22 protein-coding genes are annotated in these 25,783 nt (G+C 68.6%); 12 read left to right on the top strand and 10 right to left on the bottom strand.

Annotation, left to right across the window (positions count from 1 at the left end; genetic code table 11):
- The coding region (locus tag ACFSL4_RS05315; protein WP_381079055.1) for a transglycosylase domain-containing protein at nt 1-1,895 on the bottom strand (1,895 nt) is incomplete at its 3' end.
- A gap of 374 nt (nt 1,896-2,269) precedes the next feature.
- Between ACFSL4_RS05315 and ACFSL4_RS05310 the strand changes: the two genes are divergently transcribed.
- The 4 genes from ACFSL4_RS05310 (at nt 2,270) to ACFSL4_RS05295 (ending at nt 6,087) form a co-directional block, all read left to right on the top strand.
- A complete protein-coding gene (locus ACFSL4_RS05310; RefSeq protein ID WP_381079029.1) occupies nt 2,270-2,950 on the top strand; it encodes a PadR family transcriptional regulator in 681 nt (226 codons plus the stop codon).
- A 44-nt stretch (nt 2,951-2,994) separates the two neighbouring features.
- Nucleotides 2,995-4,077, top strand: a complete 1,083-nt coding sequence (locus ACFSL4_RS05305) for an inositol-3-phosphate synthase (RefSeq protein WP_381079027.1) — start codon at nt 2,995-2,997, stop codon at nt 4,075-4,077.
- 133 nt (nt 4,078-4,210) lie between these two features.
- Complete coding sequence (locus ACFSL4_RS05300; protein ID WP_381079025.1) at nt 4,211-5,473, top strand: MFS transporter; 1,263 nt, start codon at nt 4,211-4,213, stop codon at nt 5,471-5,473.
- A 116-nt stretch (nt 5,474-5,589) separates the two neighbouring features.
- Nucleotides 5,590-6,087: an LppU/SCO3897 family protein gene (locus ACFSL4_RS05295; protein ID WP_381079023.1), complete on the top strand. Its 498-nt coding sequence runs from the start codon at nt 5,590-5,592 to the stop codon at nt 6,085-6,087.
- Nucleotides 6,088-6,193: 106 nt separating this feature from the next.
- On the opposite strand, the gene ACFSL4_RS05290 is transcribed toward ACFSL4_RS05295, so the two are convergent.
- Nucleotides 6,194-7,660, bottom strand: coding sequence for a CCA tRNA nucleotidyltransferase (locus tag ACFSL4_RS05290; protein ID WP_381079021.1), 1,467 nt, complete (start codon nt 7,658-7,660; stop codon nt 6,194-6,196).
- A 240-nt stretch (nt 7,661-7,900) separates the two neighbouring features.
- On the opposite strand from ACFSL4_RS05290, the gene ACFSL4_RS05285 reads away from it, so the two are divergent.
- From ACFSL4_RS05285 to trxA, 7 genes are all read left to right on the top strand, one after another.
- Nucleotides 7,901-10,360: a DUF6049 family protein gene (locus ACFSL4_RS05285; protein WP_381079019.1), complete on the top strand. Its 2,460-nt coding sequence runs from the start codon at nt 7,901-7,903 to the stop codon at nt 10,358-10,360.
- Nucleotides 10,361-10,405: 45 nt separating this feature from the next.
- Complete coding sequence (murJ, locus tag ACFSL4_RS05280) at nt 10,406-12,721, top strand: murein biosynthesis integral membrane protein MurJ (RefSeq protein WP_381079017.1); 2,316 nt, start codon at nt 10,406-10,408, stop codon at nt 12,719-12,721.
- A gap of 118 nt (nt 12,722-12,839) precedes the next feature.
- Entirely contained in the window at nt 12,840-14,558 is a 1,719-nt protein-coding gene (locus ACFSL4_RS05275; RefSeq protein WP_381079015.1) for a protein kinase family protein, read from the top strand.
- A gap of 24 nt (nt 14,559-14,582) precedes the next feature.
- The gene (gene sigM / locus ACFSL4_RS05270; RefSeq protein WP_381079013.1) at nt 14,583-15,296 is read left to right on the top strand and encodes an RNA polymerase sigma factor SigM; all 714 of its coding nucleotides are present in this window, start codon (nt 14,583-14,585) and stop codon (nt 15,294-15,296) included.
- Nucleotides 15,293-16,207, top strand: coding sequence for an anti-sigma factor family protein (locus ACFSL4_RS05265; RefSeq protein ID WP_381079011.1), 915 nt, complete (start codon nt 15,293-15,295; stop codon nt 16,205-16,207). Before sigM ends, ACFSL4_RS05265 begins: the two co-directional genes overlap by 4 nt.
- Before the next feature lie 182 nt (nt 16,208-16,389).
- Complete coding sequence (gene trxB / locus ACFSL4_RS05260) at nt 16,390-17,361, top strand: thioredoxin-disulfide reductase (protein WP_381079010.1); 972 nt, start codon at nt 16,390-16,392, stop codon at nt 17,359-17,361.
- A gap of 42 nt (nt 17,362-17,403) precedes the next feature.
- Entirely contained in the window at nt 17,404-17,736 is a 333-nt protein-coding gene (gene trxA / locus ACFSL4_RS05255) for a thioredoxin (protein ID WP_381079009.1), read from the top strand.
- 117 nt (nt 17,737-17,853) lie between these two features.
- Here trxA and ACFSL4_RS05250 read toward each other — a convergent pair whose 3' ends face one another.
- From ACFSL4_RS05250 to ACFSL4_RS05240, 3 genes are all read right to left on the bottom strand, one after another.
- Entirely contained in the window at nt 17,854-18,471 is a 618-nt protein-coding gene (locus tag ACFSL4_RS05250) for a GNAT family N-acetyltransferase (RefSeq protein ID WP_381079008.1), read from the bottom strand.
- 321 nt (nt 18,472-18,792) lie between these two features.
- Complete coding sequence (locus tag ACFSL4_RS05245; RefSeq protein ID WP_381079006.1) at nt 18,793-19,896, bottom strand: ParB/RepB/Spo0J family partition protein; 1,104 nt, start codon at nt 19,894-19,896, stop codon at nt 18,793-18,795.
- Nucleotides 19,893-20,966 carry a ParA family protein gene (locus ACFSL4_RS05240; protein WP_381079053.1) on the bottom strand — a complete coding sequence of 358 codons (1,074 nt, stop codon included), beginning with the start codon at nt 20,964-20,966 and terminating at the stop codon, nt 19,893-19,895. The genes ACFSL4_RS05245 and ACFSL4_RS05240 overlap by 4 nt, the downstream gene beginning before the upstream one ends.
- Before the next feature lie 720 nt (nt 20,967-21,686).
- Here ACFSL4_RS05240 and ACFSL4_RS05235 point away from each other — a divergent pair.
- Nucleotides 21,687-21,866, top strand: a complete 180-nt coding sequence (locus ACFSL4_RS05235; protein WP_381079004.1) for a hypothetical protein — start codon at nt 21,687-21,689, stop codon at nt 21,864-21,866.
- 462 nt (nt 21,867-22,328) lie between these two features.
- Here ACFSL4_RS05235 and rsmG read toward each other — a convergent pair whose 3' ends face one another.
- From rsmG to rnpA, 5 genes are all read right to left on the bottom strand, one after another.
- Nucleotides 22,329-23,045 carry a 16S rRNA (guanine(527)-N(7))-methyltransferase RsmG gene (gene rsmG / locus ACFSL4_RS05230; RefSeq protein WP_381079002.1) on the bottom strand — a complete coding sequence of 239 codons (717 nt, stop codon included), beginning with the start codon at nt 23,043-23,045 and terminating at the stop codon, nt 22,329-22,331.
- Between the two features lie 160 nt (nt 23,046-23,205).
- Nucleotides 23,206-23,718: a Jag family protein gene (locus ACFSL4_RS05225; protein ID WP_381079000.1), complete on the bottom strand. Its 513-nt coding sequence runs from the start codon at nt 23,716-23,718 to the stop codon at nt 23,206-23,208.
- Between the two features lie 15 nt (nt 23,719-23,733).
- Nucleotides 23,734-25,035, bottom strand: coding sequence for a membrane protein insertase YidC (gene yidC, locus ACFSL4_RS05220; RefSeq protein WP_381078998.1), 1,302 nt, complete (start codon nt 25,033-25,035; stop codon nt 23,734-23,736).
- Nucleotides 25,036-25,038: 3 nt separating this feature from the next.
- Nucleotides 25,039-25,395, bottom strand: a complete 357-nt coding sequence (yidD, locus tag ACFSL4_RS05215) for a membrane protein insertion efficiency factor YidD (protein ID WP_381078996.1) — start codon at nt 25,393-25,395, stop codon at nt 25,039-25,041.
- On the bottom strand, nt 25,392-25,766 hold the full coding sequence (rnpA, locus tag ACFSL4_RS05210; RefSeq protein WP_381078994.1) for a ribonuclease P protein component: 375 nt from the start codon (nt 25,764-25,766) through the stop codon (nt 25,392-25,394). The genes yidD and rnpA overlap by 4 nt, the downstream gene beginning before the upstream one ends.
- Nucleotides 25,767-25,783 lie beyond the last annotated feature (17 nt).

Below are 25,783 nucleotides of genomic sequence, written 5' to 3'. Positions count from 1 at the left end.
GAGAACGACGGGAAGCTGGCACTGGCCAGGCTGGACTTGAGGATGCCCGCGTCCAGGGCTGCCTGCTTGACCTTGTCCAGGCCCACGTCCATGCCGAGCTGGACATAGGCCGAGTTGACCGACAGGCGCATCGCCTCGCGAAGGTCGATCTTGTAGTCCGGCGGGTTCCCCACCGACTCATTGCCGTCGTTCGTCTGCAGCCACTCCTCGCCCTTCTCGTTCTTCCAGACGGTCTTGTTGTACTCCATGATCTTCAGCTTGTTCTTGCCGCTGTACAGGCTCTTGGGCGAGACCTGGGTGCGTTCGTCCTGCGGCTGGGAGGCCGGCCCGTCGGGATTGCGGACGCCGTCCTGCATGGCCGCCGCCAGCACGAACGGCTTGAACGTCGAACCCACCTGGGCACCGGTCGAGTCCGCGTTGTCGGTGAAGTGTTTGGTCGCGTCCTCGCCGCCGTAGATGGCCTTGATGGCACCCGTCGCCGGGTCCACGGAGGCGCCGCCGAACTGGACGTACGTATCGGTCTCCGGGCGCTTCTTGGGATCGATGTTCGCCTTCCGGACCTTCTGCACCGCGGCCTCGAGCTTGTCGACCTTCTTCTTGTCGAAGGTCGTGTAGATGGAGAGGCCGCCTTGTTGCAGCTTGCTCGCAGTGATGTGGGTCTGGTCGCTGTGGGTGACCAGGTAGCTGTTGGCCAGGTCGACGAGATAGCCGATCTGACCGCTGAGCCGGGTGTTGGACCGCGGGTTCTGGACGGCGGGGAGCTTGGTGTACTGGGCCCGCACCGACTGCTCCAGATGCCCGTACTGGACCATCTTGTCGAGGGTGTCCTGCATCTGCAGCAGGGCCCGCCTGCGGTTTGCCTCAGGGGTGGCAGCCGGGTCCAGCGACGTCGCGCCCGCCGGGTCGTAGTACGTGGCGCCCTTGAGCATCGCCGCCAGGAAGGCGCACTCACCCGGGTTCAGCTTGATGGCGTCCTTGTCGAAGTACGCGCGGGCGGCCGCCTGGATGCCGTAGGCCCCGCGGCCGTAGTACGCGGAGTTCAGATAGCCGGCCAGGATCTCGTCCTTCGGGACACTGGTCCCCACCTTGATCGAGATGAAGATCTCCTTGAACTTCCGGGAGATCGTCTGGGACTGGTCGTCCAGCCTGGCGTTCTTCACGTACTGCTGGGTGATGGTGGAGCCGCCCTGTGTCTGACCACCGGTGGCCATGTTGAAGACGGCGCGCGCGATGCCCTTCGGGTCGATGCCGCTGTCCGTGTAGAAGGTCTTGTTCTCCTGGGAGATGACGGCGTACCGCATCGCCTGGGGGATCTGCGAGAGGTTGATGATCTGGCGGTTGGTCTCACCGCCCGTGGCAACCATCTGGCTGCCGTCGGACCAGTAGTAGACGTTGTTCTGTGCCTTCGCGGTCTGCGCCACGTTCGGGACGCTCACCATGGCGTACCCGATGCCCGCGACCGCCACCAGACTTCCTATGAAGCCGATGAACAGCCCCGTCACCAGCTTCCACGACGGCACCCAGCGCGCGGCTCCGTACTTGCCCGCGCGCGGGTAGTCGATGAAGCGCTTCCTGGACGGATCGGGGCCACGTCCCCTGCCGCGTCCCGGCCCGCTCGGGCCGGAACCGCCGCGGCGGCCTCCGCTGCCTCCGGCGCCGCGCCCCGCGCCGTCGGCCGCTCTGCGTCGGCCACCCGCACTTCTCTGTGCCGCCCGCCGGACCTCGGCACGGCCCCCGTACGGGCGCTCCTCACCTCCGGCCCCATAAGAGTCGGAGGAAGAACCGGTGGCGCCTCGCGGTGCCGCTCGGCGGCCGGAGGACGCCGACTGGCCGCGTCGGGCCGCGGCGCGTCCGCCTCCCTGCGGCTGCGGCGGTTTGCGACGGTGCTCGCTCATCGAACGATTACTCCTCGGGCAGGCGCATCCTGACGCGCCTGGAAACGGCGGCTGGTTTCCGGTCCCCCCGAAGTACGGATGCCGTCGTCGACGCATTCACCCGTACTGCACCGAGGACGAGGACGTCCCCTGTCGTCACTCGGTTCCCGGTGATGTGCATGGCGCACAGACTACGCACCGTCAAAACCTGCCGAGCACCGAAGTTCCCCTCAAACCAGGCAACTCGATGCCACGAATCGGTGATGTGACCGCGTTCACCGTGCTCCCTCTTGTCCCACCCGAAGCAGCGTTCTATCGTGCTGATGTATCGAGTCGATACATCAGCACGGCATAAAGGCCACGCGGACGGCACAGCGGCAGGAAGGGAGGCGCTTATGAGCCGGCGTTCCGGGATCCTCGAGTTCGCCGTCCTCGGCCTGCTGCGCGAGTCCCCGATGCACGGCTACGAGCTGCGCAAACGACTCAATACGTCACTGGGTGTATTCCGCGCCTTCAGCTACGGGACGCTGTACCCGTGCCTCAAGACGCTGGTCGCCAGCGGCTGGTTGACCGAGGAATCGGCCGGCACCGCCGACGACGCCCTCGCCGCTCCGCTCGCGGGGCGGCGAGCCAAGATCGTCTACCGGTTGACGGCGGACGGTAAGGAGCACTTCGAGGAGTTGCTCTCCCAGACCGGTCCCGACGCGTACGAGGACGAGCATTTCGCCGCTCGTTTCGCCTTCTTCGGGCAGACGTCCCGCGACGTGCGCATGCGCGTCCTCGAGGGCCGCCGGAGCCGGCTGGAGGAGCGTCTGGAGAAGATGCGCGCCTCCCTGGCCCGCACCCGGGAGCGCCTCGACGACTACACCCTCGAGCTCCAGCGCCACGGGATGGAGTCCGTGGAGCGCGAAGTGCGCTGGCTGAACGAGCTCATCGAGAGCGAGCGGGCCGGACGGGACCTCAGGGGTTCCGCTGCCGACGGCTCCGCTCACAACAGCACATCGGGAGAGACGGGCGGCCTGCCCCGGCACCGGGACAGCACCCGGCCGGATCCGTCCGACGACACCACCACGTGAGGCCCAGTCGGGGCTTCACCTCGCACACACAGGGAGCAACCGGAATGGGTTCGGTTCGCGTAGCCATCGTCGGCGTGGGCAACTGCGCCGCATCGCTGGTGCAGGGAGTCGAGTACTACAAGGACGCCGACCCGGCGTCCAGGGTCCCGGGTCTGATGCACGTCCAGTTCGGCGACTACCACGTCCGTGACGTGGAGTTCGTCGCCGCGTTCGACGTGGACGCCAAGAAGGTCGGCCTCGACCTGGCGGATGCCATCGGCGCCTCGGAGAACAACACCATCAAGATCTGCGACGTCCCGTCCACCGGTGTGACGGTGCAGCGCGGCCACACCCTCGACGGCCTGGGCAAGTACTACCGCGCCACCATCGAGGAGTCCGCCGAGGCCCCGGTCGACGTCGTCCGGGTACTCAAGGACAAGCAGGTCGACGTCCTCGTCTGCTACCTGCCGGTCGGCTCCGAGCAGGCGGCGAAGTACTACGCCCAGTGCGCCATCGACGCCAAGGTCGCCTTCGTCAACGCCCTTCCGGTCTTCATCGCCGGCACCAAGGAATGGGCCGACAAGTTCACCGAGGCGGGTGTCCCGATCGTCGGCGACGACATCAAGTCGCAGGTGGGCGCCACCATCACGCACCGCGTCATGGCGAAGCTGTTCGAGGACCGTGGCGTCGTCCTGGACCGCACGATGCAGCTGAACGTCGGCGGCAACATGGACTTCAAGAACATGCTCGAACGCGAGCGCCTGGAGTCCAAGAAGATCTCCAAGACGCAGGCCGTCACCTCCCAGATCCCCGACCGGGACCTCGGCGAGAAGAACGTCCACATCGGCCCGTCCGACTACGTGGCCTGGCTCGACGACCGCAAGTGGGCGTACGTCCGCCTCGAGGGCCGCGCCTTCGGTGACGTCCCGCTGAACCTGGAGTACAAGCTGGAGGTCTGGGACTCCCCGAACTCCGCGGGTGTCATCATCGACGCCCTGCGCGCCGCGAAGATTGCCAAGGACCGCGGCATCGGCGGCCCCGTGCTGTCCGCGTCGTCGTACTTCATGAAGTCCCCGCCGGTGCAGTACTTCGACGACGAGGCCCGCGAGAACGTCGAGAAGTTCATCAGGGGCGAGGTCGAGCGCTAGCCGGGCCGGGCGCACACGCGCCGGGGCCGCTTCACCGGGCTTCGCGGGGTTCCTGGGCATATCGCCCGGGAACCCCGCGCGTATATGGACCGTGGCGCCCCGGGAACCCCGTGCGTGTGTGAGGCTGTGGCCCATGTCCGTCATGCGCGACCTGCGCGTCCTGCTGCGATTCCGGGACTTCAGACGCCTGCTTGCCATACGGCTGCTGTCGCAGGGAGCCGACGGCATCTACCAGGTCGCGCTCGCCACGTACGTCGTCTTCTCCCCGGAAAAGCAGACCTCGCCCGTCGCGATCGCCTCCGCGATGGCCGTGCTGCTCCTTCCGTACTCCCTCGTCGGTCCGTTCGCCGGCGTCCTGCTGGACCGCTGGCGCCGCCGCCAGGTGTTCCTCTACGGCAACCTGCTGCGCGCCCTGCTGGCCTGCCTGACGGCCGTCCTGATGCTCAGCCGTGTCCCGGACTGGCTCTTCTACGCCTCCGCGCTATGCGTCACCGGGGTCAACCGCTTCGTCCTCGCCGGCCTGTCCGCGGCGCTGCCCCGCGTCGTCGACGCCGAACGTCTGGTGATGGCCAACTCCCTCTCCCCGACAGCCGGCACGCTCGCGGCGACCGCGGGCGGCGGACTCGCTTTCGCCGTACGCCTGGCAGCCTCGGACTCCGATGCCCTGGTGGTGCTGCTGGCCGCCGCCCTGTATCTGGGTTCGGCCCTCGTGTCGCTGAGTCTGCCGCTTGAAGTGCTGGGCCCCGACCCGGAGTCGGTGCCGCCCCGGCTGGGCACGGCCCTCGTCGCCACCGCGCGCGACCTGGTGGCGGGGCTGCGGCATCTTCTGACGCCACCGCGCCGGGAGGCCGCCTGGGCGCTCACCGCGATGACCGCGATGAGGTTCTGCTACGGGGCGCTGCTGGTGCTGGTACTGATGCTGTGCCGGTACGCCCTGTCCTCGGACTCGGAGCACGGGCTGGCCCTGCTGGGGCTGGCGGTGGGAGTGTCGGGCGCCGGATTCTTCGCCGCGGCCGTGGTGACGCCGTGGGCGGCGGGACGGCTCGGTCCCGGCCGCTGGATCGTCGTGTGCGCCGCGGCCGCCGCGGTCCTGGAACCCGCGCTCGGCCTCCCGTTCGCGACCGTGCCCATGCTGGTCGCGGCCTTCGTGCTGGGGCTCGTCACGCAGGGCGCGAAGATCTCCACGGACACGATCGTCCAGTCCACGGTCGACGACGGCTTCCGGGGGCGGGTGTTCTCCGTCTACGACGTGCTCTTCAACGTCGCGTTCGTCGGCGCCGCCGGAGTGTCCGCCCTGATGCTGCCCCCTGACGGCCGCTCAGCCGTCCTGGTAGTCACGGTCGGCGTTATCTACGCAGCGGTAGCTGCGACTATGTCCCGCTTTGAACGCTGGTAAGTGTCACATCAGTGCTACGGAGCCCCACTGGACTTCAGTGTTGTCAGTGGGGACCGATAGCTTACGGACGTCTTATATGCGCCATGCGCATCCACGTTCGAGGGGGGACCCCCAAAGTGACCACTCCGCCGCCCCAGGGCCAGAACCCGTACGCTCAGCAGCCCGCACCGCCCATAGGGCAGCAGCCCGGCCAGCCGGGAGTTCCGCCACAGGGCGGCCCTTACGCGCCGTTCCCGAACCAGGGTGCTCCCGCGCCGGTGCCGCCGCAGAACGGCCGGGGCGGACGCGTGGGCAAGAAGATGCTGCGCATCGTCGGGATCATCGTCGTCGCCGTCATCATCGCCGTCATCAAGTTCGGCATCGGCTGGTGGGCGAACGAGACCGACGCGGAGACGACGTCGGTGGGCGCCTGCATGCACAACGACGGCACGAACTCGAAGCCCGACCTGAAGGAGGTCGGCTGCTCGTCCAGTGACGCCCAGTTCAAGGTCGTCCAGAAGTTCTCCGACACCAGCAACGACAGCAAGTGCGAGGCGGTCGAGGAGGCGACCGTCTCCTACGTCCAGTACGGCGGCGGCCACGATGTCGTGCTGTGCCTGAAGGAGACCAAGTAACGCCCTCGGCATGCGCGAAGGGGCGGTGTTTCACGTGAAACACCGCCCCTTCGCGCCTCGCCCCCCGGGTCATGTTTCACGTGAAACATGACCCGGGTCCGCCCTCTCAGCTCTGCCCGGCCCACCACTCCTTGAGCGCCGCCACGGCCGCATCATGCTCCATCGGCCCGTTCTCCAGACGAAGCTCCAGCAGGAACTTGTACGCCTGGCCGACGACCGGGCCGGGTCCGACACCCAGGACCTCCATGATCTGGTTGCCGTCCAGGTCGGGCCGGATCGCGTCCAGCTCCTCTTGTTCCTGCAGATGGGCGATACGCCGTTCCAGGCCGTCATACGCACGCGAGAGCGCCGTCGCCTTGCGCTTGTTGCGGGTGGTGCAGTCGGAACGGGTCAGCTTGTGGAGGCGGTCCAGGAGCGGGCCCGCGTCACGCACGTACCGTCGCACCGCCGAGTCCGTCCACTCACCGGTGCCGTAGCCGTGGAAGCGCAGATGGAGTTCGACCAGGCGCGAGACATCCTTCACCAAGTCGTTGGGGTACTTCAGGGCCGTCATCCGCTTCTTGGTCATCTTGGCGCCGACCACCTCGTGATGGTGGAAGGAGACCCGCCCGTCCTTCTCGAAGCGGCGCGTCCTCGGCTTGCCGATGTCATGCAGCAGCGCGGCGAGCCGCAGGGTCAGATCGGGTCCGTCCTCCTCCAGCGCCATCGCCTGCTCCAGCACGATCAGCGTGTGGTCGTAGACGTCCTTGTGCCGGTGGTGCTCGTCACGCTCCAGGCGCAGCGCAGGAAGCTCCGGCAGGACGTGGTCGGCCAGTCCGGTCTCGACCAGCAGCGTCAGGCCCTTGCGCGGGTACACGGACAGGACCAGCTTGTTCAGCTCCTCCCGCACACGTTCGGCCGACACGATCTCGATACGGCCGGCCATCTCCTTCATGGCCGCCACGACCTCGGGAGCGACCTCGAAGTCCAGCTGGGCCGCGAAGCGTGCGGCCCGCATCATCCGCAGCGGGTCGTCCGAGAAGGACTCCTCGGGAGTGCCCGGGGTGCGCAGCAGCCGAGCGGCGAGATCCCCGAGCCCACCGTAGGGATCGACGAACCCCTTCTCGGGCAACGCGACGGCCATCGCGTTGACCGTGAAGTCGCGCCGGACCAGGTCCTCCTCGATGGAGTCGCCGTACGACACCTCGGGCTTGCGCGAGGTGCGGTCGTAGGCTTCGGACCGGTAGGTCGTGATCTCGATCTGAAAGCGTTGGACAGCGTCTCCGACGCGGGCCTCCTTCTGGGCACCGACCGTTCCGAAGGCGATCCCGACTTCCCAGGTGGCGTCCGCCCACGGCCGCACGATCTTCAGCACGTCCTCGGGACGGGCGTCGGTGGTGAAGTCGAGGTCGTTGCCGAGCCGGCCGAGGAGGGCGTCCCGCACCGAGCCGCCGACCAGGGCGAGTGAGAACCCGGCCTGCTGGAAGCGGCGGGCGAGGTCGTCGGCGACAGGGGATACCCGCAGCAGTTCACTCACCGCGCGGTGCTGCACCTGACTCAGGGCACGGAGATTGTCTTCGTTGGCGTTCGGCACAACAGAAAAGAGTACGTGCCCCAGGCCACGCCGAGTGCCTCCATTGAACCTGCACAAGCATTCCGTACACATGCACAGGCGCCCCGTATACGCACCCACCGTGGTATGCCTATATAAGGGACAGGCCAGGGCCCCGTTTCGATCTTGTGGGGCCACCGCGGCACTTCCCCTCCGCCCACATCGTTACCATGCGTGGACGCACATTCCGACGACCACTGACGACGAGGGACGGGCGAACGCGTGGCCGAGGCGGCAGAATTCCAGGGGATGAGTCCCTCACCTGCCCGCCGGTGGCTGCGGCGCACCGGGGCACTGCTCGCGGGAGCGCCCCTGCTGGCCGGTCTGCTGCAGCTGCCCGCCGGCCCGACGGCCCGGGCGGCCGGGCAGCAGGCCGCCGCAGAGGCGAGCGGCTCCCGCACGGTCGCCGTGTCCCTCGACGCGCTCAGCCCCAGCGCGCCGGCCGACGACGACACCCTCACCGTCTCGGGCACGGTCACCAACCGCGGCAAGCGGACCGTCACGGACGCCCACGTGGGGCTGCGCGTCGGCCCGTCCCTGAGCAGCCGCGCGTCCATCGACAGCGCCGCCCGGCGCGTCGGCTATCTGCCGGGCGTCGACGGCTCGGAGGTCGGCGGGAAGTACATCGCGAAGTTCGCCGCACTTGCCCCGGGCATCCCGCAGGACTTCAGCATCTCCGTGCCGGTCAAGGAGCTCGGCCTCGGCTCCGACGGGGTCTACCAGCTCGGTGTCTCGCTCTCCGGGCAGACCGCCGCGCAGCCCTACGAGCAGGTGCTCGGCATCCAGCGGACGTTCCTGCCCTGGCAGCCCGACGGCACCGGCACCAAGACCAGGACGACCTACCTCTGGCCGTTGATCTCGACGGATCACATGACCGCGGAGACCCTTCCCGACCAGGAGCAGACGCCCGTCTTCCGCAACGACGACCTGGCCGAGGAGATCTCGCCGGGCGGCCGTCTCTCCCAGCTGCTGTCGCTGGGCCGGAACCTCGACGTCACCTGGGTGATCGACCCGGACCTGCTCGCCTCCGTCGACGCGATGACGGAGAGCTACAGCATCAAGGGTCCCGGCGACAGCGTCACGGCGGGCAGGAACCAGGCGGTCGCCAAACAGTGGCTCGCCGACCTCGAGAAGGCGGTCAAGAACAAGGAGGTCGTCGCCCTCCCCTTCGCCGACCCGGACCTGGCCTCGCTGGCCCACAACGGCAAGAACGTCACCGGTTCCCTGAGCCACCTCAAGGACGCCACGGACGTTGCCGCGAGCACCGTGCAGACCATCCTGCACGTGAAGCCCGACACGGACTTCGCCTGGCCCGTGGAGGGCGCGGTCGACCCTTCGATCGTCAAGGTCGCCACATCGGCCGGAGCGGACAAGGTCATCGCCCGCAGCGACAGCCTGAAGGAGAGCCGCTCCCTGCCGTACACGCCCACCTCGGCCCGCCCCATCGGTGGCGGCACCACGGCGGTGGTCGCGGACGACGGGCTGTCGACCGCGTTCGAGGGGGACATGACCTCGGCCGCCGGCTCCACTCTCGCCGTGCAGGAGTTCCTGGCCCAGAGCCTGATGATCAATCTGCAGGAACCGCAGAAGGAACGCAGCATCGTGGTCGCCCCGCAGCGGATGCCGTCCGCGAGCCAGGCCCATGCGATGGCGCAGGCGCTGGCGGCCCTGCAGAGCAGCCCCTGGTCGCAGTCCGCCGAGCTGTCCGCGGCCGCCAGGGCCAAGCCGGACCCGAACGCCAGGACACAGGTGCCGTCCTCCTCCCACTACCCGTCCTCGCTGCGCCGGGCGGAACTGCCGCGGTCGGCGTTCCAGCAGATCGAGGACACACAGGACAAGCTCGACAGCTTCAAGGTGATCCTCACCGGCCCCGCACGGGTCGTCACCCCCTTCGGGCGGGCCATAGACCGCGCCATGTCCGCTTCCTGGCGCGGTCACACCACCCAGGCATCGGTCTTCCGCCAGACGGTGGAGTCGTACCTCGACGGGCTCATCGGCCAGGTACGGCTGATCGAGAAGTCCGAGACCAAGCTCTCGGGCCGCAGCGCCACGATCCCCGTGACCGTGCAGAACAACCTCGTGCAAGGGGTCGAGCACCTCGTGCTGCGGCTCACCTCCCAGCAGCCGACCCGGCTGAAGATCGGCAACGATCCCTACGCGGAGCGGCCCATCACCGTCTCGGGCGGACACAGCCAGTCCGTGAAGTTCACCACCACGGCCAACGCCAACGGCCGGGCCGCCGTGGTCGCCCAGCTGTTCACGGAGGACGGCCAGGCATACGGGCCCGCCGTCACCTTCGACGTGAACGTCACCGAGATCACCCCCACGGTGATGCTGGTCATCGCCGGCGGTGTCCTGCTGCTGGTGCTCGCCGGGTTCCGCATGTACACCCAGCGCAAACGCCTGGCCGCGCGGCAGACCGAGGAGGAGCAGCCGAGCACCCCGGAGAGCCCGGAGGCGGCCACACGGGAGAGGGCGCTGAACGCGGCCGCGGACGGGACCGTAGACACTGGGGGCACCGAAAGCTCCACCGATGCAACCGAAGGGTCCGCGACGGCATCCGAAAAGGAGTCGGACGCGGAGTCCGGGGCAGGCGGCCGGGAGCAGCCGAGTGACCCGGCACCGGACACCGCACCGGAAAGCGCAGACCCGTCCGGCACGGGTGAGAAAGTGGACCGTTGAGCGATGTCGTGGCCGGTGGGCCGGGGACGATGAGGTGGGGTAACCATGAACGCGCCGTACGACGGTGACCGCGGCCAGGGCGCCGCGGGCAGCTCGGGCTACCCCGAGGGCCCGCCGCAGGAGCCCGGCCCGGTGCCGCCGCAGCCCCAGGCGGACGCGTATCTCCAGGACGCCTACGACCAGGACCCCTACCGTGCTCAGGACCTCTCCGCCCAGGATCCGGTGACGGAGGCGCTCTACGACCGTGCCGCGCACCCCCCGCCGCCCCCGGGCACCTACCAGCCGCAGCAGCCGCTGTACGCGCAGCCTCCGACACCGCGGTACACCCCTGACCCCCGCGTGTGGGCCCGGCCGCCGGCGCCCGAGCCGGAGGGGCCGGCACAGTACCTGCCGTACGGCGACGATCCCCGGACGACGCAGTTCGTGGGGGTCGACGACCTGGTCACCACCCAGACCGGCGAGGAGTACCACCAGCCGGACGCCTTCGCCCACCTCTTCCAGGACCAGCAACAGGGCGGTGGACCGCCGTACGCGGACCGGCCCTCCTTGCCCGGCCCGGCCGCCGCACCGCCCCCGGCCCAGGGCCCGACCGGGCCGTACACCGGCCCCGTCCACGCGCCCGCGCAGGCCGGAGCGTACGCTCCCCTGCCCCCGCCCGGCGCGGGGGCCGCACCGGCCCCCGCGCCCGCACCGGCCGCCGCTCCCCTACCCGCGTCCGCCACGAAGAAGGGCGGGCGGGCCTCGGGCCTGCTGAAGTCCAGCGCGGTGATGGCGGCCGGCACGATGGTCTCCCGCCTCACCGGCTTCATCCGCTCCGCGCTGATCGTCTCGGCGCTGGGCGTCGGCCTGCTCGGCGACACCTTCCAGGTCGCCTATCAGCTCCCGACGATGATCTACATCCTCACCGTCGGCGGCGGCCTGAACTCCGTCTTCGTGCCGCAGCTCGTGCGGGCCATGAAGGAGGACGAGGACGGCGGCGAGGCGTACGCGAACCGGCTGCTGACCCTGGTCATGGTGGCCCTCGGCGCGCTGACGGTGCTCGCCGTCGTCGCGGCCCCGCTGCTGATCCGTCTGCTGTCCGACTCGGTCGCCGGCGACCCGGCGGCCAACGAGGTCGGCGTCACCTTCGTCCGCTACTTCCTGCCCTCGATCTTCTTCATGGGCATCCACGTGGTGATGGGGCAGATCCTCAACGCGCGGGGGAAGTTCGGCGCGATGATGTGGACCCCGGTCCTGAACAACGTCGTCATCATCGTGACACTCGGCGCGTTCATCTGGGTGTACGGCAGCGCGGCAAACTCCGGGATGAAGGTCACGAACATCCCGCCGGAGGGGCAGCGGCTGCTCGGCGTGGGCGTTCTGCTCGGCCTCGTCGTCCAGGCCCTCGCGATGATCCCGTATCTGCGGGAGACCGGGTTCCGGCTGCGGCTGCGCTTCGACTGGAGGGGCCACGGCCTGGGGAAGGCCGCCACGCTCGCGAAGTGGACGGTGCTGTTCGTCCTCGCCAACCAGGCAGGCGCACTCGTCGTCTCCCAGCTGTCCACCGCGGCGGGCAAGAACTCCGCCATCGACGGCACCGGCTTCGCCGCCTACGCCAACGCCCAGCTGATCTGGGGCCTGCCGCAGGCGATCATCACCGTCTCCCTGATGGCCGCCCTGCTGCCCCGCATCTCGCGTTCGGCCGCCGAGGGCGACGGCGGTGCCGTCCGCGACGACATCTCCCAGGGTCTGCGCACGACGGCCGTGGCGATCGTGCCGATCGCCTTCGGATTCGTCGCGCTCGGCATCCCGATGTGCACCCTGATCTTCGGCTCCTCCGGCACCGGTGCCGCCACCAACATGGGCTACATGCTGATGTCCTTCGGCCTCGGGCTCATCCCGTACTCCGTGCAGTACGTCGTGCTCCGCGCCTTCTACGCATACGAGGACACCCGCACCCCCTTCTACAACACGGTCATCGTGGCCGCTGTGAACGCGGGCGCCTCCATCGCCTGCTACTTCCTGCTCCCGGCCCGCTGGGCCGTGATCGGCATGGCGGGGTCGTACGGCCTCGCGTACGCGATCGGCGTCGGGGTCGCCTGGACGCGGCTGCGCAAGCGGCTGGGAGGCGACCTGGACGGCGCACGGGTGCTGCGCACCTACGCACGGCTGGGGATCGCCTCGGTTCCGGCCGTTCTGCTGAGTGGAGCGGTCTGCTACGAAATCGGCCACACGCTGGGCCAGGGCGTCGGCGGCTCGCTCGTCGCCCTGCTCGGTGGTGGCGCCCTGCTCTTCGGTGTCTTCTACGTGGCCGCACGGAAGATGCGCATCGAGGAACTCAACTCAATGGTCGGCATGGTCCGCGGGCGCCTGGGGCGCTGAGGCGGGGGTACGCGCACAACCATCGTCCGCCGCCGTGTGTCGTGCATAGCGGCGGACTGTGGGCACAATTGGTTTCTGCGTCGGACAGCGCGCAACGGATGGGGAGGCAGGAACGACGGTGGCGGAACGGAGCACGGCTGCCGTCGACGTGGCAGACAACAGCGGCGACGAGCCGCTGACCGCCAAGGCGGACCAGTCCACGTCCGACGGGGTGGCCAAGGACCGGGAGCGGAACACGGACGGCGACGATGCGCGGGGGAGCGGCGGGACCGAGCGCCCAGGAAACGCCTCACCGCCCGAGCTGCACAGCGGCCACAAGCTTGCCAGACGCTACCGCCTCGAGGAGTGCGTCACCCGTTTGGACGGCTTCAGCAGTTGGCGTGCGGTGGACGAGAAACTCCGCCGCGCCGTCGGCGTCCACATCCTGCCCGCGGACCACGCTCGCGCCCGTTCCGTGCTGGCCGCGGCCCGATCCGCCGCGCTGCTCGGCGACCCCCGCTTCGTGCAGGTCCTGGACGCCGTCGAGGAGAACGACCTCGTCTATGTCGTCCACGAGTGGCTGCCCGACGCCACCGAGCTGACCACGTTGCTCGCCACCGGGCCGCTGGAGGCGCACGACGCCTACCAGATGGTCACCCAGGTCTCCCAGGCGATGGCCGCCGCGCACCGCGAGGGCCTCTCCCATCTGCGCCTGAACCCGAGCACGGTGCTGCGCACCTCGTCCGGCCAGTGGCGCATCCGCGGCCTCGCCGTGAACGCCGCACTGCGCGGCATCGGCTCCGACACCCCCCAACGAGCGGACACGGAGGCCATCGGCGCACTTCTGTACGCCGCGCTCACCCAGCGCTGGCCGTACGAGGACGACGCCTACGGCCTGTCCGGGCTGCCCAAGGGCGTCGGCCTGATCGCCCCCGACCAGGTGCGCGCCGGCGTCCACCGCGGACTGTCCGAGCTGGCCATGCGCGCGCTGGTCAACGACGGCGCCACCGCGTCCCGCCACGAGGCGCCCTGCACGACGCCCGAGGAGCTGGTGAAGGCGATCGGTGAGATGCCCCGCATCCGCCCGCCGGAGCCCTCCTTCACGGCACCACCGGAGTACCAGCGCACGACGTACCAGCAAGGCACCTACGGCCGCCCCGCGCCCCACCCCGGCGCCACCCAACCCGTCCCGGCTCCGCCGCCCCCGCTCCAGAGCCGCACCGGCAGGGTCCTGAAGTGGGCCGTCTCGGCCCTGCTCATCGCCGCACTGGGCCTCGGGAGCTGGCAGCTCGCGGAAGCGCTCATGGACGGCGGCAAGTCCGAGAACACCAACCGGACGCACACGACGGACGGCAACGACAAGAACGGCGGCGCGACGACGCCGGTCAGACCGATCAAGATTGAGAACGCTGAGGAGTACGTCGCCAAGGGTGGCGCTCAGGCGCCGGAGGACGTGACCAAGACGTATGACGGCGACAGCTCGACGTACTGGCGGACCAAAAGCTACCGAGACGGTCCCGATATGAAGCCGTCCTACAAGCCCGGCGTCGGCATCGTCTACGACCTCGGCTCGGCACAGACGGTCTCGGCCGCATCGATAGGGCTGCGGTATCCCGGCGACCATACGACGATCACGCTCTACGCGACGGACTCGATGGGCTCATCCACCCCGCTCGACTCGATGCGGAAGCTGGGGACGCTCACGACGACCGGCACCTCCCCGACGGTGAAGGCCACCAAGCCGGTGAAGACCCGGTACGTTCTCGTGTGGCTCACTGCTCTGCCGCACGCGGAGGGCGACCAGTACAGCGACGCAGGCTACAAGCAGGCCATCACCGACGTGAAGTTCACGGGCTGAGTACGGGCTGGGGGGAGGGGGCCGATGGCCGATGGAGCCGGGTACGGCGAAGCAAGCGATCAGGACCTCCTCACCCGTCATGTGGGGGGCGACCCCGACGCCTTCGGTGAACTCGTACGACGCCACCGTGACCGGCTCTGGGCCGTGGCTCTGCGGACCCTGGGAGACCGGGAGGAGGCCGCCGACGCCGTCCAGGACGCCCTCGTCTCCGCATACCGGGCCGCCCACACCTTCCGCGGCCGGTCGGCCGTCACCACCTGGCTGCACCGGATCACGGTGAACGCCTGCCTGGACCGTGCCCGCAAGGCGGCGTCCCGGAAGACCTCACCCGTCGAGGACACGGAACGGCTGGAACAGCTCCTGGAGCCACATGAATCGGCGTCCGCGCCGGCCGAGCGCAACGATCTGCACCGCGAGTTGCTCGAAGCCCTGGGCACGCTGCCGGCCGACCAGCGTGCCGCCCTGGTCCTGGTGGACATGCAGGGTTACCCGGTCGCGGAAGCCGCCCGCATCCTGGAGGTGCCGACCGGGACGGTGAAGAGCCGCTGCGCCCGCGGCAGAGCCAGACTGCTGCCGCTGCTCACCCATCTCAGGACGGAGGGCTGCGGCCAGGACGGCAGGACACCGGGCCATGGACGGAACCAGGCGCAGGGAGCATCCGTCCCACCCGCAGCGGAACCACACGATGCAGAACCTGGCGATTCAGCTGCTGTGAAGGGCGGAGGTGGGCGAGCGTGACATCCACGACCGACGCGGCCGGGCATCCGGAGGTCGAGGAGCTCTCCGACCTCAGCGAAGGTCTTCTTCCGCCTTCCCGCACCACGGACGTACGACGTCATCTGGACGGCTGCGTCCTCTGTGCCGACGTCTACGAGTCCTTGGAGGAGATCCGCGGCCTCCTGGGCACCCTTCCGGGACCATCCCGTATGCCGGGCGACGTGGCAGGCCGGATCGAGGCCGCGCTCGCCGCGGAGGCCCTGCTGGACGCGACCGCTCCCCTGGACGTTCCCTCCTCTGAGTCTTCCGTCGCGCATGTTTCACGTGAAACATCGCTCTCGTCGCCGACCGGCCGCTCTCCGGGGCACGCCCGTGCGGGCACCGGGCCGGGTCGAGGGAAGCGTGGGCGCCGCAGCGTGCGGCGGACCGTGACCCTGGGAATCGTCTTCACGGCCGCCGCCCTGGGCCTGGGCACTCTCCTGGTGCAGACGCTGAGCGACGACCCGGGCAAGGCGTCCCAGACGGCCGCACAGCAGCAGACCGACGCGGCGCACACGTACTCCGAGGGGACCCTTCAGAGCCAGGTGGCAACCCTCCTGGCCACGGGGACGAGCCGGGGCCGCACCGACAGCGCCAAGCCCTGGGGCGTCGCGTCCGACGACGGCACGAGGAGTTCCACGGGCATGGAGCCGAACAAGACATTGGAGGGCACCACCATCAGTGTGCCCCGCTGTATAGAGCAGTCGCTCAGCAACACAACCGTGCTGGCTGTGGACGAGGGGGTGTACCACGGGACCGCCGTCTACCTCGTGGTGACACCCGATGCCTCGGACCCCACGAAGGTCACGGCCCGCATCGTCGACGCCGCGTGCGTGAAGCATGCCACGTCCCCCGGCAAGGTCCTGCTCACCCGTTCCTACGCCCGTTCCTGAGGTCCCCACAGCGGGACGGTTCCCACCCGGGTGTTCTTCTGGCATCTGTGTGCGGTGCCGTGTCTCCGTGTGCCCGGACACACCGGGAATGCGGGCCCCTTAGGATCCGTTGGGTGGGTGAGAGTGATGGGAGAGGCTCCCATCCGCAGCAGCAGCAGTCTCCAGAGACGAGGAATGAAGCCGTGAGCGACGTCCGTAACGTGATCATCATCGGCTCCGGGCCCGCCGGCTACACGGCGGCGCTCTACACCGCGCGCGCGTCGCTGAAGCCACTCGTTTTCGAGGGTGCCGTCACCGCGGGCGGTGCGCTGATGAACACCACCGAGGTGGAGAACTTCCCCGGCTTCCAGGACGGCATCATGGGCCCCGAGCTCATGGACAACATGCGCGCGCAGGCCGAGCGCTTCGGCGCCGAGCTGGTCCCGGACGACATCGTGGCCGTCGATCTCACGGGTGAGATCAAGACCGTCACGGACACGTCCGGTACGGTCCACAAGACGAAGGCCGTCATCGTCGCCACCGGGTCCCAGCACCGCAAGCTGGGCCTGCCGAACGAGGACGCCCTGTCCGGACGCGGTGTCTCGTGGTGCGCGACCTGTGACGGCTTCTTCTTCAAGGACCAGGACATCGCCGTGGTCGGCGGCGGCGACACCGCGATGGAGGAGGCCACCTTCCTCTCGCGCTTCGCCAAGTCCGTCACCATCGTCCACCGCCGTGACACCCTGCGCGCGTCCAAGGCCATGCAGGACCGCGCCTTCGCCGACCCGAAGATCCGGTTCGTCTGGGACAGCGAGGTCGCCGAGATCAAGGGCGATCCCAAGCTGGAGGGCCTGACGCTGCGCAACCTGAAGACCGGGGAACTCAGCGAGCTGCCGGTGACCGGTCTGTTCATCGCGATCGGACACGACCCGCGCACCGAGCTCTTCAAGGGCCAGCTCGACCTCGACGAGGAGGGCTACCTGAAGGTCGGCGCGCCCTCCACCCGGACCAACCTCAGCGGTGTCTTCGGCGCCGGCGATGTCGTCGACCACACCTACCGCCAGGCGATCACCGCAGCAGGCACCGGCTGCTCCGCTGCTCTCGACGCCGAACGCTTCCTGGCCGCCCTCACGGACAGCGAGCAGCAGGCCGAACCCGAGAAGACCACCGTCTGACCCCCGTACGCACGATCGCTTCACCAAGTTAAGGAGCCCGCCGTGGCCGGCACCCTGAAGAACGTGACCGACGACTCCTTCGAACAGGACGTCCTCAAGAGCGACAAGCCTGTCCTGGTGGACTTCTGGGCTGCCTGGTGCGGTCCTTGCCGCCAGATCGCCCCGTCGCTCGAGGCCATCGCCGCCGAGTACGGTGACAAGATCGAGATCGTCAAGCTCAACATCGACGAGAACCCGGGCACGGCCGCCAAGTACGGCGTCATGTCGATCCCGACCCTGAACGTCTACCAGAGCGGCGAGGTCGCGAAGACCATCGTCGGTGCCAAGCCGAAGGCCGCGATCCTCCGGGACCTCGAGGACTTCATCGCCGAGTAGTGCGGTGCGGACGCCGCTGAACCAACGCAGCGACGTTTCACGTGAAACCCGAATGGGCCGACCCGTCAGGGTCGGCCCATTCGCGTGACCGGAGCAGATGAGAGGGGACGGCCGTCCTCACAGCGGCCGCAGCGCCGGTTCCTTCTGCACGGCTCCCAGGAGGCGGTCCAAAGCCAGTTCGACGTCTTCCTTCCAGGAGAGCGTCGAACGCAACTCCAGCCTCAGCCGGGGGTACGTGGGGTGCGGCCGTACCGTCTTGAAGCCGACCGCCAGGAGATGCTCGGCGGGCAGGAGGCAGGCCGGCTCCTTCCAGCGGGCGTCGCCGAAGGCTTCGATCGCCTTGAAACCGCGGCGCAGAAGATCCTTGGCCACCGTCTGGACCATCACACGGCCGAGTCCCTGGCCCTGATAGCCCGGCATGATGAAGGCCGTGATCAACTGAACGGCGTCCGGTGACACCGGACTCGTCGGAAAAGCCGAGGAGCGCGGCACATACGCGGGTGGCGCGTAGAGCACAAAACCCACCGGCACCTCGTCGACGTAGACCACCCGGCCGCAGGATCCCCAGTCCAGCAGAACGGCGGAGATCCACGCCTCCTTCTCCAGCGCGGCCGTGTCGGCCCTTACCGCTGCCTCACCGCTGACGGGGTCCAGTTCCCAGAACACGCACCCCCGGCAGCGTTTCGGAAGGTCGGAAAGGTTGTCCAGCGTAAGCGGTACCAGCCGACGCCCCATGAAAGGAGTTCCTCGCTTCCTTCGCCCGCAGCACCTCGGGCGGCTGTCAGAGTGCTCCGCTCCCTGAGCAAGCCGCCACGAACCCCCCGACCGCCCCCAGGCCCAGGGCCACGGTCACCAGCCCGGTGCGACTCATGGTCCGCATGACCCCCGCCTCCCCGATGAAGGCGCCAGATGGATGCCAAACCCGTTCGCATCGTATCCATGATGTGATTCCATCGATACCACCTGAAAGCAAAGAGCAGGCCGTGTTCCGGTACACACCGGACACGGCCCGCTCCAGTGGCCGGACGGCCATGGGACGCCGACCCAGGGGTCGAATCAGTCCTCCGACTCCTCATGGTCAGGGTCCAGAAGGCTCTTCTGGAGGACCGGTCCCTCACCGGGAGCAAGGGTGCCGAGGATCCGCTCAAGATCATCCATCGAGGCGAACTCGACAGTGATCTTTCCCTTCTTCTGGCCGAGGTCGACCTTCACCCGGGTTTCGAAGCGGTCCGACAGCCGGGTCGCCAGTTCGCTGAGCGCGGGAGAGACCCGGGTGCCGGCGCGTGGCCCCTTGGAACGCGGGGCACTCTGCGGCCGTGACCCCATCAGAGTGACGATCTCCTCGACGGCTCGCACCGACAGCCCCTCGGCCACGATGCGGTGCGCCAGCCGGTCCTGTTCCTCCGAGTCCTCGACGGACAGCAGGGCCCGGGCATGGCCCGCTGAGAGCACTCCGGCGGCCACCCGACGCTGCACCGCAGGGGACAGCTTCAGCAATCGCAGGGTGTTGGAGACCTGTGGGCGGGACCGGCCGATGCGGTCGGCCAGCTGGTCGTGGGTGCAGTTGAAGTCCTTGAGGAGCTGGTCGTAGGCGGCCGCCTCTTCCAGCGGGTTCAGCTGGGCCCGGTGGAGGTTCTCCAGGAGGGCGTCCAGGAGCAGCTTCTCGTCGTCCGTGGCCCGCACGATCGCGGGGATGGCCTCCAGGCCGGCCTCGCGACAGGCCCGCCAGCGCCGCTCACCCATGATCAGCTCGTAGCGTGCCGGACCCATCTGCCGCACCACGATGGGCTGGAGAAGCCCAACCTCCTTGATGGAGGTGATCAGCTCAGCGAGGGCGTCCTCGTCGAACACCTCCCGAGGCTGCCGCGGATTGGGGGTGATGGAGTCGAGGGGCAGCTCGGCGAAGTGGACACCGAACGGGACCGCAGGGGTCTCCGAGACACCGCTCGCCGACGACTCCTCCGTTTCACGTGAAACAGGTGGCAGCGTCGCCACCTTCGCAGCCGCCACTCCCCGCTCCGCCGTCAGTACGGGCACTGTGGCCGGTGGCACAGACGCACCGCCGCCCACTCCAGCCGGGCCGGCAGCCTTCTCCCCCGTAGGAGCAGCAGGGATCAGTGCGCCGAGACCACGACCCAGCCCCCTCCGTCGCTCGCTCACTGGATCCCCTCCACCATGCTCTGTTCCGTCTGGGCGCCGATGTGGGCATGTTGCACGTCGTACCGTACGCCCACGCCCTTCAGCGCGATTTCCCGTGCCGCCTCAAGATAGGAGAGAGCACCGCTCGACCCCGGATCGTAGGTCAGCACGGTCTGTCCGTAGCTCGGCGCCTCGGAGATGCGGACCGAGCGGGGAATGCTCGTCCTCAGCACCTCGTCGCCGAAGTGGTTGCGCACCTCTTCCGCGACCTGGGACGCCAGACGCGTCCGGCCGTCGTACATGGTGAGCAGGATGGTCGACACATGCAGGGCGGGGTTGAGGTGCCCCCGCACCAAGTCGACGTTGCGCAGCAGCTGGCCCAGGCCCTCCAGCGCGTAGTACTCACACTGGATCGGGATGAGGACCTCCTGCCCGGCGACCAGTGCGTTGACCGTCAACAGGCCGAGCGAGGGCGGGCAGTCGATGAGGATGTAGTCCAGAGGCTGCTCATAGGACTGGATCGCCCGTTGCAGTCGGCTCTCCCGCGCCACCAGGGACACCAGCTCGATCTCCGCGCCGGCGAGATCGATCGTGGCCGGGGCGCAGAAGAGACCCTCCACATCGGGGACCGGCTGGACGACCTCCGCGAGCGGCTTGCTCTCCACCAACACGTCGTAGATGGAAGGGACATCAGCGTGATGGTCGATTCCCAACGCAGTGGATGCGTTGCCCTGAGGGTCGAGGTCGACAACGAGGACGCGGGCGCCGTGCAGGGCAAGGGACGCGGCAAGATTGACCGTTGTCGTCGTCTTGCCCACCCCGCCCTTCTGATTGGCAACCACCATGACCCGGGTCTGCTCGGGCCGTGGCAGACCCTCGCCGGCGCGCCCCAGTGCCTCCACCGCAAGTTGGGCAGCACGACCGATGGGAGTGTCGTCCATCGGGGGCGGTGTTTCACGTGAAACATCCTCCCCCATCGACTCGGTACGGGGACCGGGGACCGGATCGGTCATCGGTCCCGCGATGTTGGCGTCGGACCGCAAGGATTCACTCTCCTCGACTTCAGGCTCGCGATGAACAGAGCCTCCCATGTCTTCGGGGTCGTGAACCAGTGAGGTCTGGCCTTCTGTGGAGAAATCCACCTCTGTGGACAACTCCGTACCCTCCACGGGGGACCGGGCACTGTGGGTGGACGACTCTCCGAGGGATCCAAGGGGCTTACGGTCACGGGGTTCGGCCGCAGCCCGGCCGCGACTGATGATGCCGTGCAGCAGTGAGCGACGTTTCACGTGAAACACGATGCACGGCGGTCAGGTTGACACCTACACGACACCCCGATATGCGTACGTTTGGCTACTTGCGTGGAGTATGCCCACTCAACAACCGGCCCACAGTAACGCCAACGCAGCCGCCGACGCAGAGCCGCGACTGTCCGGGCTCGCCGCATACCCGGGAACTCTCGCCCGCCTGGTCGTCGACGTGACCGTCGCACTCATCGTCTTCTTGCAGGCGGTCGCATGGCAGGGCTGGCTGGCGGAGCATCGAGGGCCAGGCGACCTTCGGCCGGATCGGACGCGCGTGGTCGAGGTCGTCCCGAACGGCAAGGTGGCCACCGGCCAGATGGCCTCCTTCCTTCACATGCTCCCGGAAGCCGAATCCGTGCTCCTGACGCCTCCGTCCGACAGCCCCGAACACATGCTCTCCCTCCAGGGCGACTGCCCCGCCCTGGAGAACCTGCACCTGCCGTGTCCGGCCGAACCCGTCCGCCTGGACCGTCTGCCTTCAAACACGCGTCTCCAGGAGCTGATCAAATGGCGCGTGGGGAGCAGTTCCTTCGCGGAGGCATCCGGATCGGCACCGGCAACCTCGCGAGGCAGGCGGCAGACGACACCACCAGCAGCTTGACCCTGGTGCAGCCCGGCGGTCGGAACCTGGCCGTCCCCGCCCTCAAGACCCTCGGCTACCGGGTCATCCCCCGGGGGCAGGGGTGAAGGCACTCGGCGAGGAGAGCATCACGGCCGGCGTCCCCCCGCGACCAGGGCCGCTGGGTCGTGCTTCTGGAGATCGCAGGGATCAGCGTGGTGTCCGTGGCCCCGGGATGCGCCGCCACCGATGTGTTCCTGCGCCGGGTCCGGGCGCTCGCCAGGCGGTCGACGACGGCCGACCTCAGTCGGGTCATACGGGGCACGGCACTGTGGTACGTGCTGCTCCCCCCTGGCCCGCCGCGAGCCTCGTCGGCCCCCTCGTAGCCGCCTGGCTCACCACGCCGGACAGCAGGGGAGGCCCGACGTACGTCTCCTCCGGGCTGCTGGTCACCTGCGGGCACCTTCGTCGTGGTCGTGGCTCTGCTTGCGTGGCTGTGCTCCACGCTGATCGCCACTCGTCGCGCCCACTCATGGGTCGGGCGGCCGACTGAACGGGCTGCCGGGGGCTGACGCGGCCGGCTGCCGGGATCAGCGCCGCCGCCGGGTCCGTCCGGTCCTGGCCGCCTTCGCCCGCTTGGCCGCGAAGCGCACACCGCCTGGGCTCTCCCCGACCTCCACGCGCACCACGGTCGACGGCGGATCCACGATCCCCTCACCGACGTGGAGGATGGACGTCTCCACGGCTCCGAGCTTGCTCAGGGCGCTGGAGGCGCTCTTGAGCTCCTCCTCCGCGGTGTCCCCCTTGAGCGCCAGCATCTCCCCGTACGGGCGCAGCAGTGGAATCCCCCAGGTCGCCAGACGGTCCAGCGGGGCCACGGCCCGCGCGGTCACGACGTGGACCGGCGGAATCCTGCCCATGACCTCCTCGGCACGGCCACGGACGACGGTGACGTGGTCAAGGCCCAGCAGCTCGACGACCTCGGTGAGGAAGTTGGTACGCCGCAGCAGCGGTTCGAGCAGCGTGATCTTCAGGTCGTCGCGGACCAGAGCGAGCGGGATACCGGGCAGTCCGGCGCCGGAGCCGACGTCGCACACGGTCACTCCCTCGGGCACGACCTCCGAGAGCACCGCACAGTTCAGCAGATGCCGCTCCCACAGTCGGGGCACTTCCCGTGGGCCGATCAGACCGCGCTGCACACCCGCCTCGGCGAGCAGTTCCGCGTAGCGGACCGCGTCCGCGAACCGATCGCCGAACACATCGCGGGCCTGCTCGGGCGCGGGGGGAAGCTCTGCTGCCTCCGTCACGGGGACCGTCCTTCCGTACGGCCGGGGAGCGCTCGACGCACCCCGCCAGGACTATCAGGGACCATCGGCTGCCGGGACCGCAGCCGTGGGGGACTACCAGGCTGACAAAGTTCGGCCCCGTCTGCGCAACAGACGGGGCCGGAACAACGTACAGACCGGATCAGGCAGGCAGCACGACGACGAAGCGCTCCGGCTCCTCGCCCTCCGACTCGCTGCGCAGGCCCGCGGCCTTGACCGCGTCGTGCACCACCTTGCGCTCAAACGGCGTCATCGGCTTGAGCTTCACAGGCTCGCCGCTGTTCTTGACCTCGGCCGCCGCCTCGGCGCCCAGCTCCGAGAGCTCGGCACGCTTCTTGGCCCGGTAGCCCCCGATGTCCAGCATCAGCCGGCTGCGGTCGCCGGTCTCCCGGTGCACGGCCAGGCGCGTCAGCTCCTGGAGCGCCTCCAGCACCTCGCCGTCACGGCCGACCAGCTTCTGCAGGTCGCGGCCGCCCGTGTCGCTGATGATCGACACGGAGGCGCGGTCGGCCTCGACGTCCATGTCGATGTCGCCGTCCAGATCGGCGATGTCCAGCAGACCCTCTAGGTAGTCCGCCGCGATCTCGCCCTCCTGCTCCAGGCGGGTCAGGGTGTCTGCACCCTCGGCAGCGGCGGAGGTGGTGCCTTCCGTCACGGGATGGACTCCTTCTTACTTCTTGGACGGGGACTTGGGCCGCTGCGGACCCTTGCGCTGGCCGGACTGGGCCTTGCTGCGGGCGCCGGAGCCGGGCTGGGCGCCCGGCTTCTTGGCGGAACCGGCCGGCTTGGCGTCCTTCGGTTCGACGTCCTGTGGCTCGTCGGACTTGCTCAGCGACCGCGACGAGGACGACATGGGCTCGGAACCACCCGCCGACTTGGACCCACCGGTCTGACGCTGCGCCTTGCTCTGCCGCTTGGGCTGCTGGCGCTTGGGGGCGCTCGTGGTCGGCGCACCGTCCTCGACGGTGGCGACGGCCGCGGCCTCGCTCTGCACCACGGTCCCGTCGGGCTGGGCCGCGAGGCCCGCCTTGTTCAGACCGTTGATGAACTTGCGCTCGAACTCGTTGCGGTCACGGCCCTTGATGACGATGGCCTTGACGATGGTCCGCTCACGCCGGTTACGGGTCTTGCCGTGGTGCGTGACGTGCTTGTACAGGCGCTCCAGGTAGGCGGCCTGGGCCTTGGAACCCGGGGTCGGGTTGTTGTGGATCACATACATCTGCTGGCCCATGGTCCAGACGTTGGTGGTCAGCCAGTAGACCAGGACACCGACGGGGAAGTTGATGCCGAAGACGGCGAACATGACGGGGAAGACGTACATCAGCATCTTCTGCTGCTGCATGAACGGCGTCTTCACCGTCGTGTCGACGTTCTTCGTCATCAGCTGGCGCTGTGTGTAGAACTGCGACGCCGACATCAGGACGATCATGACCGCGGTGACGACCCGGACGTCGGTCAACGAGGCGCCGAGCTGGGCCACCTTGTCCGCGTTGTCCGTGAACTTGGCCGCCAGCGGGGCGCCGAAGATGTGTGCCTTCCGCGCGCTTTCCAGCAGCTGCTCGTCGATGACGCCGATCTTGTCACCCGATGCGATGCCGTTGAGCACGTGGTACAGGGCGAAGAAGAACGGGGACTGCGCCAGGATGGGAAGGCACGAGGAGAGCGGGTTGGTGCCCGTCTCCTTGTACAGCTTCATCATCTCTTCGGACTGACGCTGCTTGTCGTTCTTGTAGCGCTCCTGGATCTTCTTCATCTCCGGTTGGAGCGTCTGCATCGCGCGCGTCGCCTTGATCTGCTTCACGAAGAGCGGAATCAGGGCGATACGGATCACTATCACCAGGGACACGATGGACAACCCCCAGGCCCACCCGGTATTGGGCCCGAAGATCGCGCCGTACACCGTGTGGAACTGGACGATGACCCAGGAGACGGGTGTCGTGATGAAGCTGAAGAGGCTGGCAATCGTGTCCACTAATCATGCTCCTTGGGCATGGGACGAGGTCTCTGCGGCCGGGCTCGACGGGATGGTGTCCCCCTCGGTGGCCGGCTCGGCGGCGGAGGGCCCGCCCTTGCGTGCACGCCAGGCGTTGCGCAGCATCTCGTGCCACCGCGGACGCTTGCGCGGCGGGACATGGTCCACACCGCCGAGCGACCACGGATTGCACCGCAGAATGCGCCAGGCCGTGAGTGCCGTCCCCTTGACCGCGCCGTGCCGGTCTATGGCTGTGTAGCCGTAGTGAGAACACGAGGGGTAGTACTTACAGACCGGTCCGAGCAACGGACTGATCGTCCACTGGTACAGCTTGATCAGAACCAGTAGCGGGTACTTCATCGCGCGCCCCCTCCTCCCAGCAGCCGTTGAAGGGCGGCATCCAGGTCTCGGGCCAACTGTGCATGGTCGGCGTCACCCGCACCGGGCAGCGCTCGTACGACTACCAGGCTACCGGGGGGCAAATGGGCCACTCGGTCACGCATCAGATGGCGAAGCCGGCGCTTCACCTTGTTGCGTATGACCGCGCCACCCACCGCCTTGCTCACGACGAAACCCGCACGCGTCGGGGGAGCGCTCTCCCCAGGCGCGTGCGGGTCCGTGGCACCGCTACGAAGGTGGACGACGAGAAGCGGGCGTCCGGCCCGACGTCCCCGGCGTACCGCGGTCGCGAAGTCCTCGCGCCGCCTCAGCCGATGCTCGGTAGGCAGCACGTCATGACCTGTCCGCG

The sequence above is a fragment of the Streptomyces caeni genome (genome assembly GCF_042678285.1).
In the GTDB taxonomy this organism is placed as follows: domain Bacteria; phylum Actinomycetota; class Actinomycetes; order Streptomycetales; family Streptomycetaceae; genus Streptomyces; species Streptomyces caeni.
Note: the sequence above shows the minus strand (reverse complement) of the source record. Positions and strands in the feature narration are given on the sequence as shown.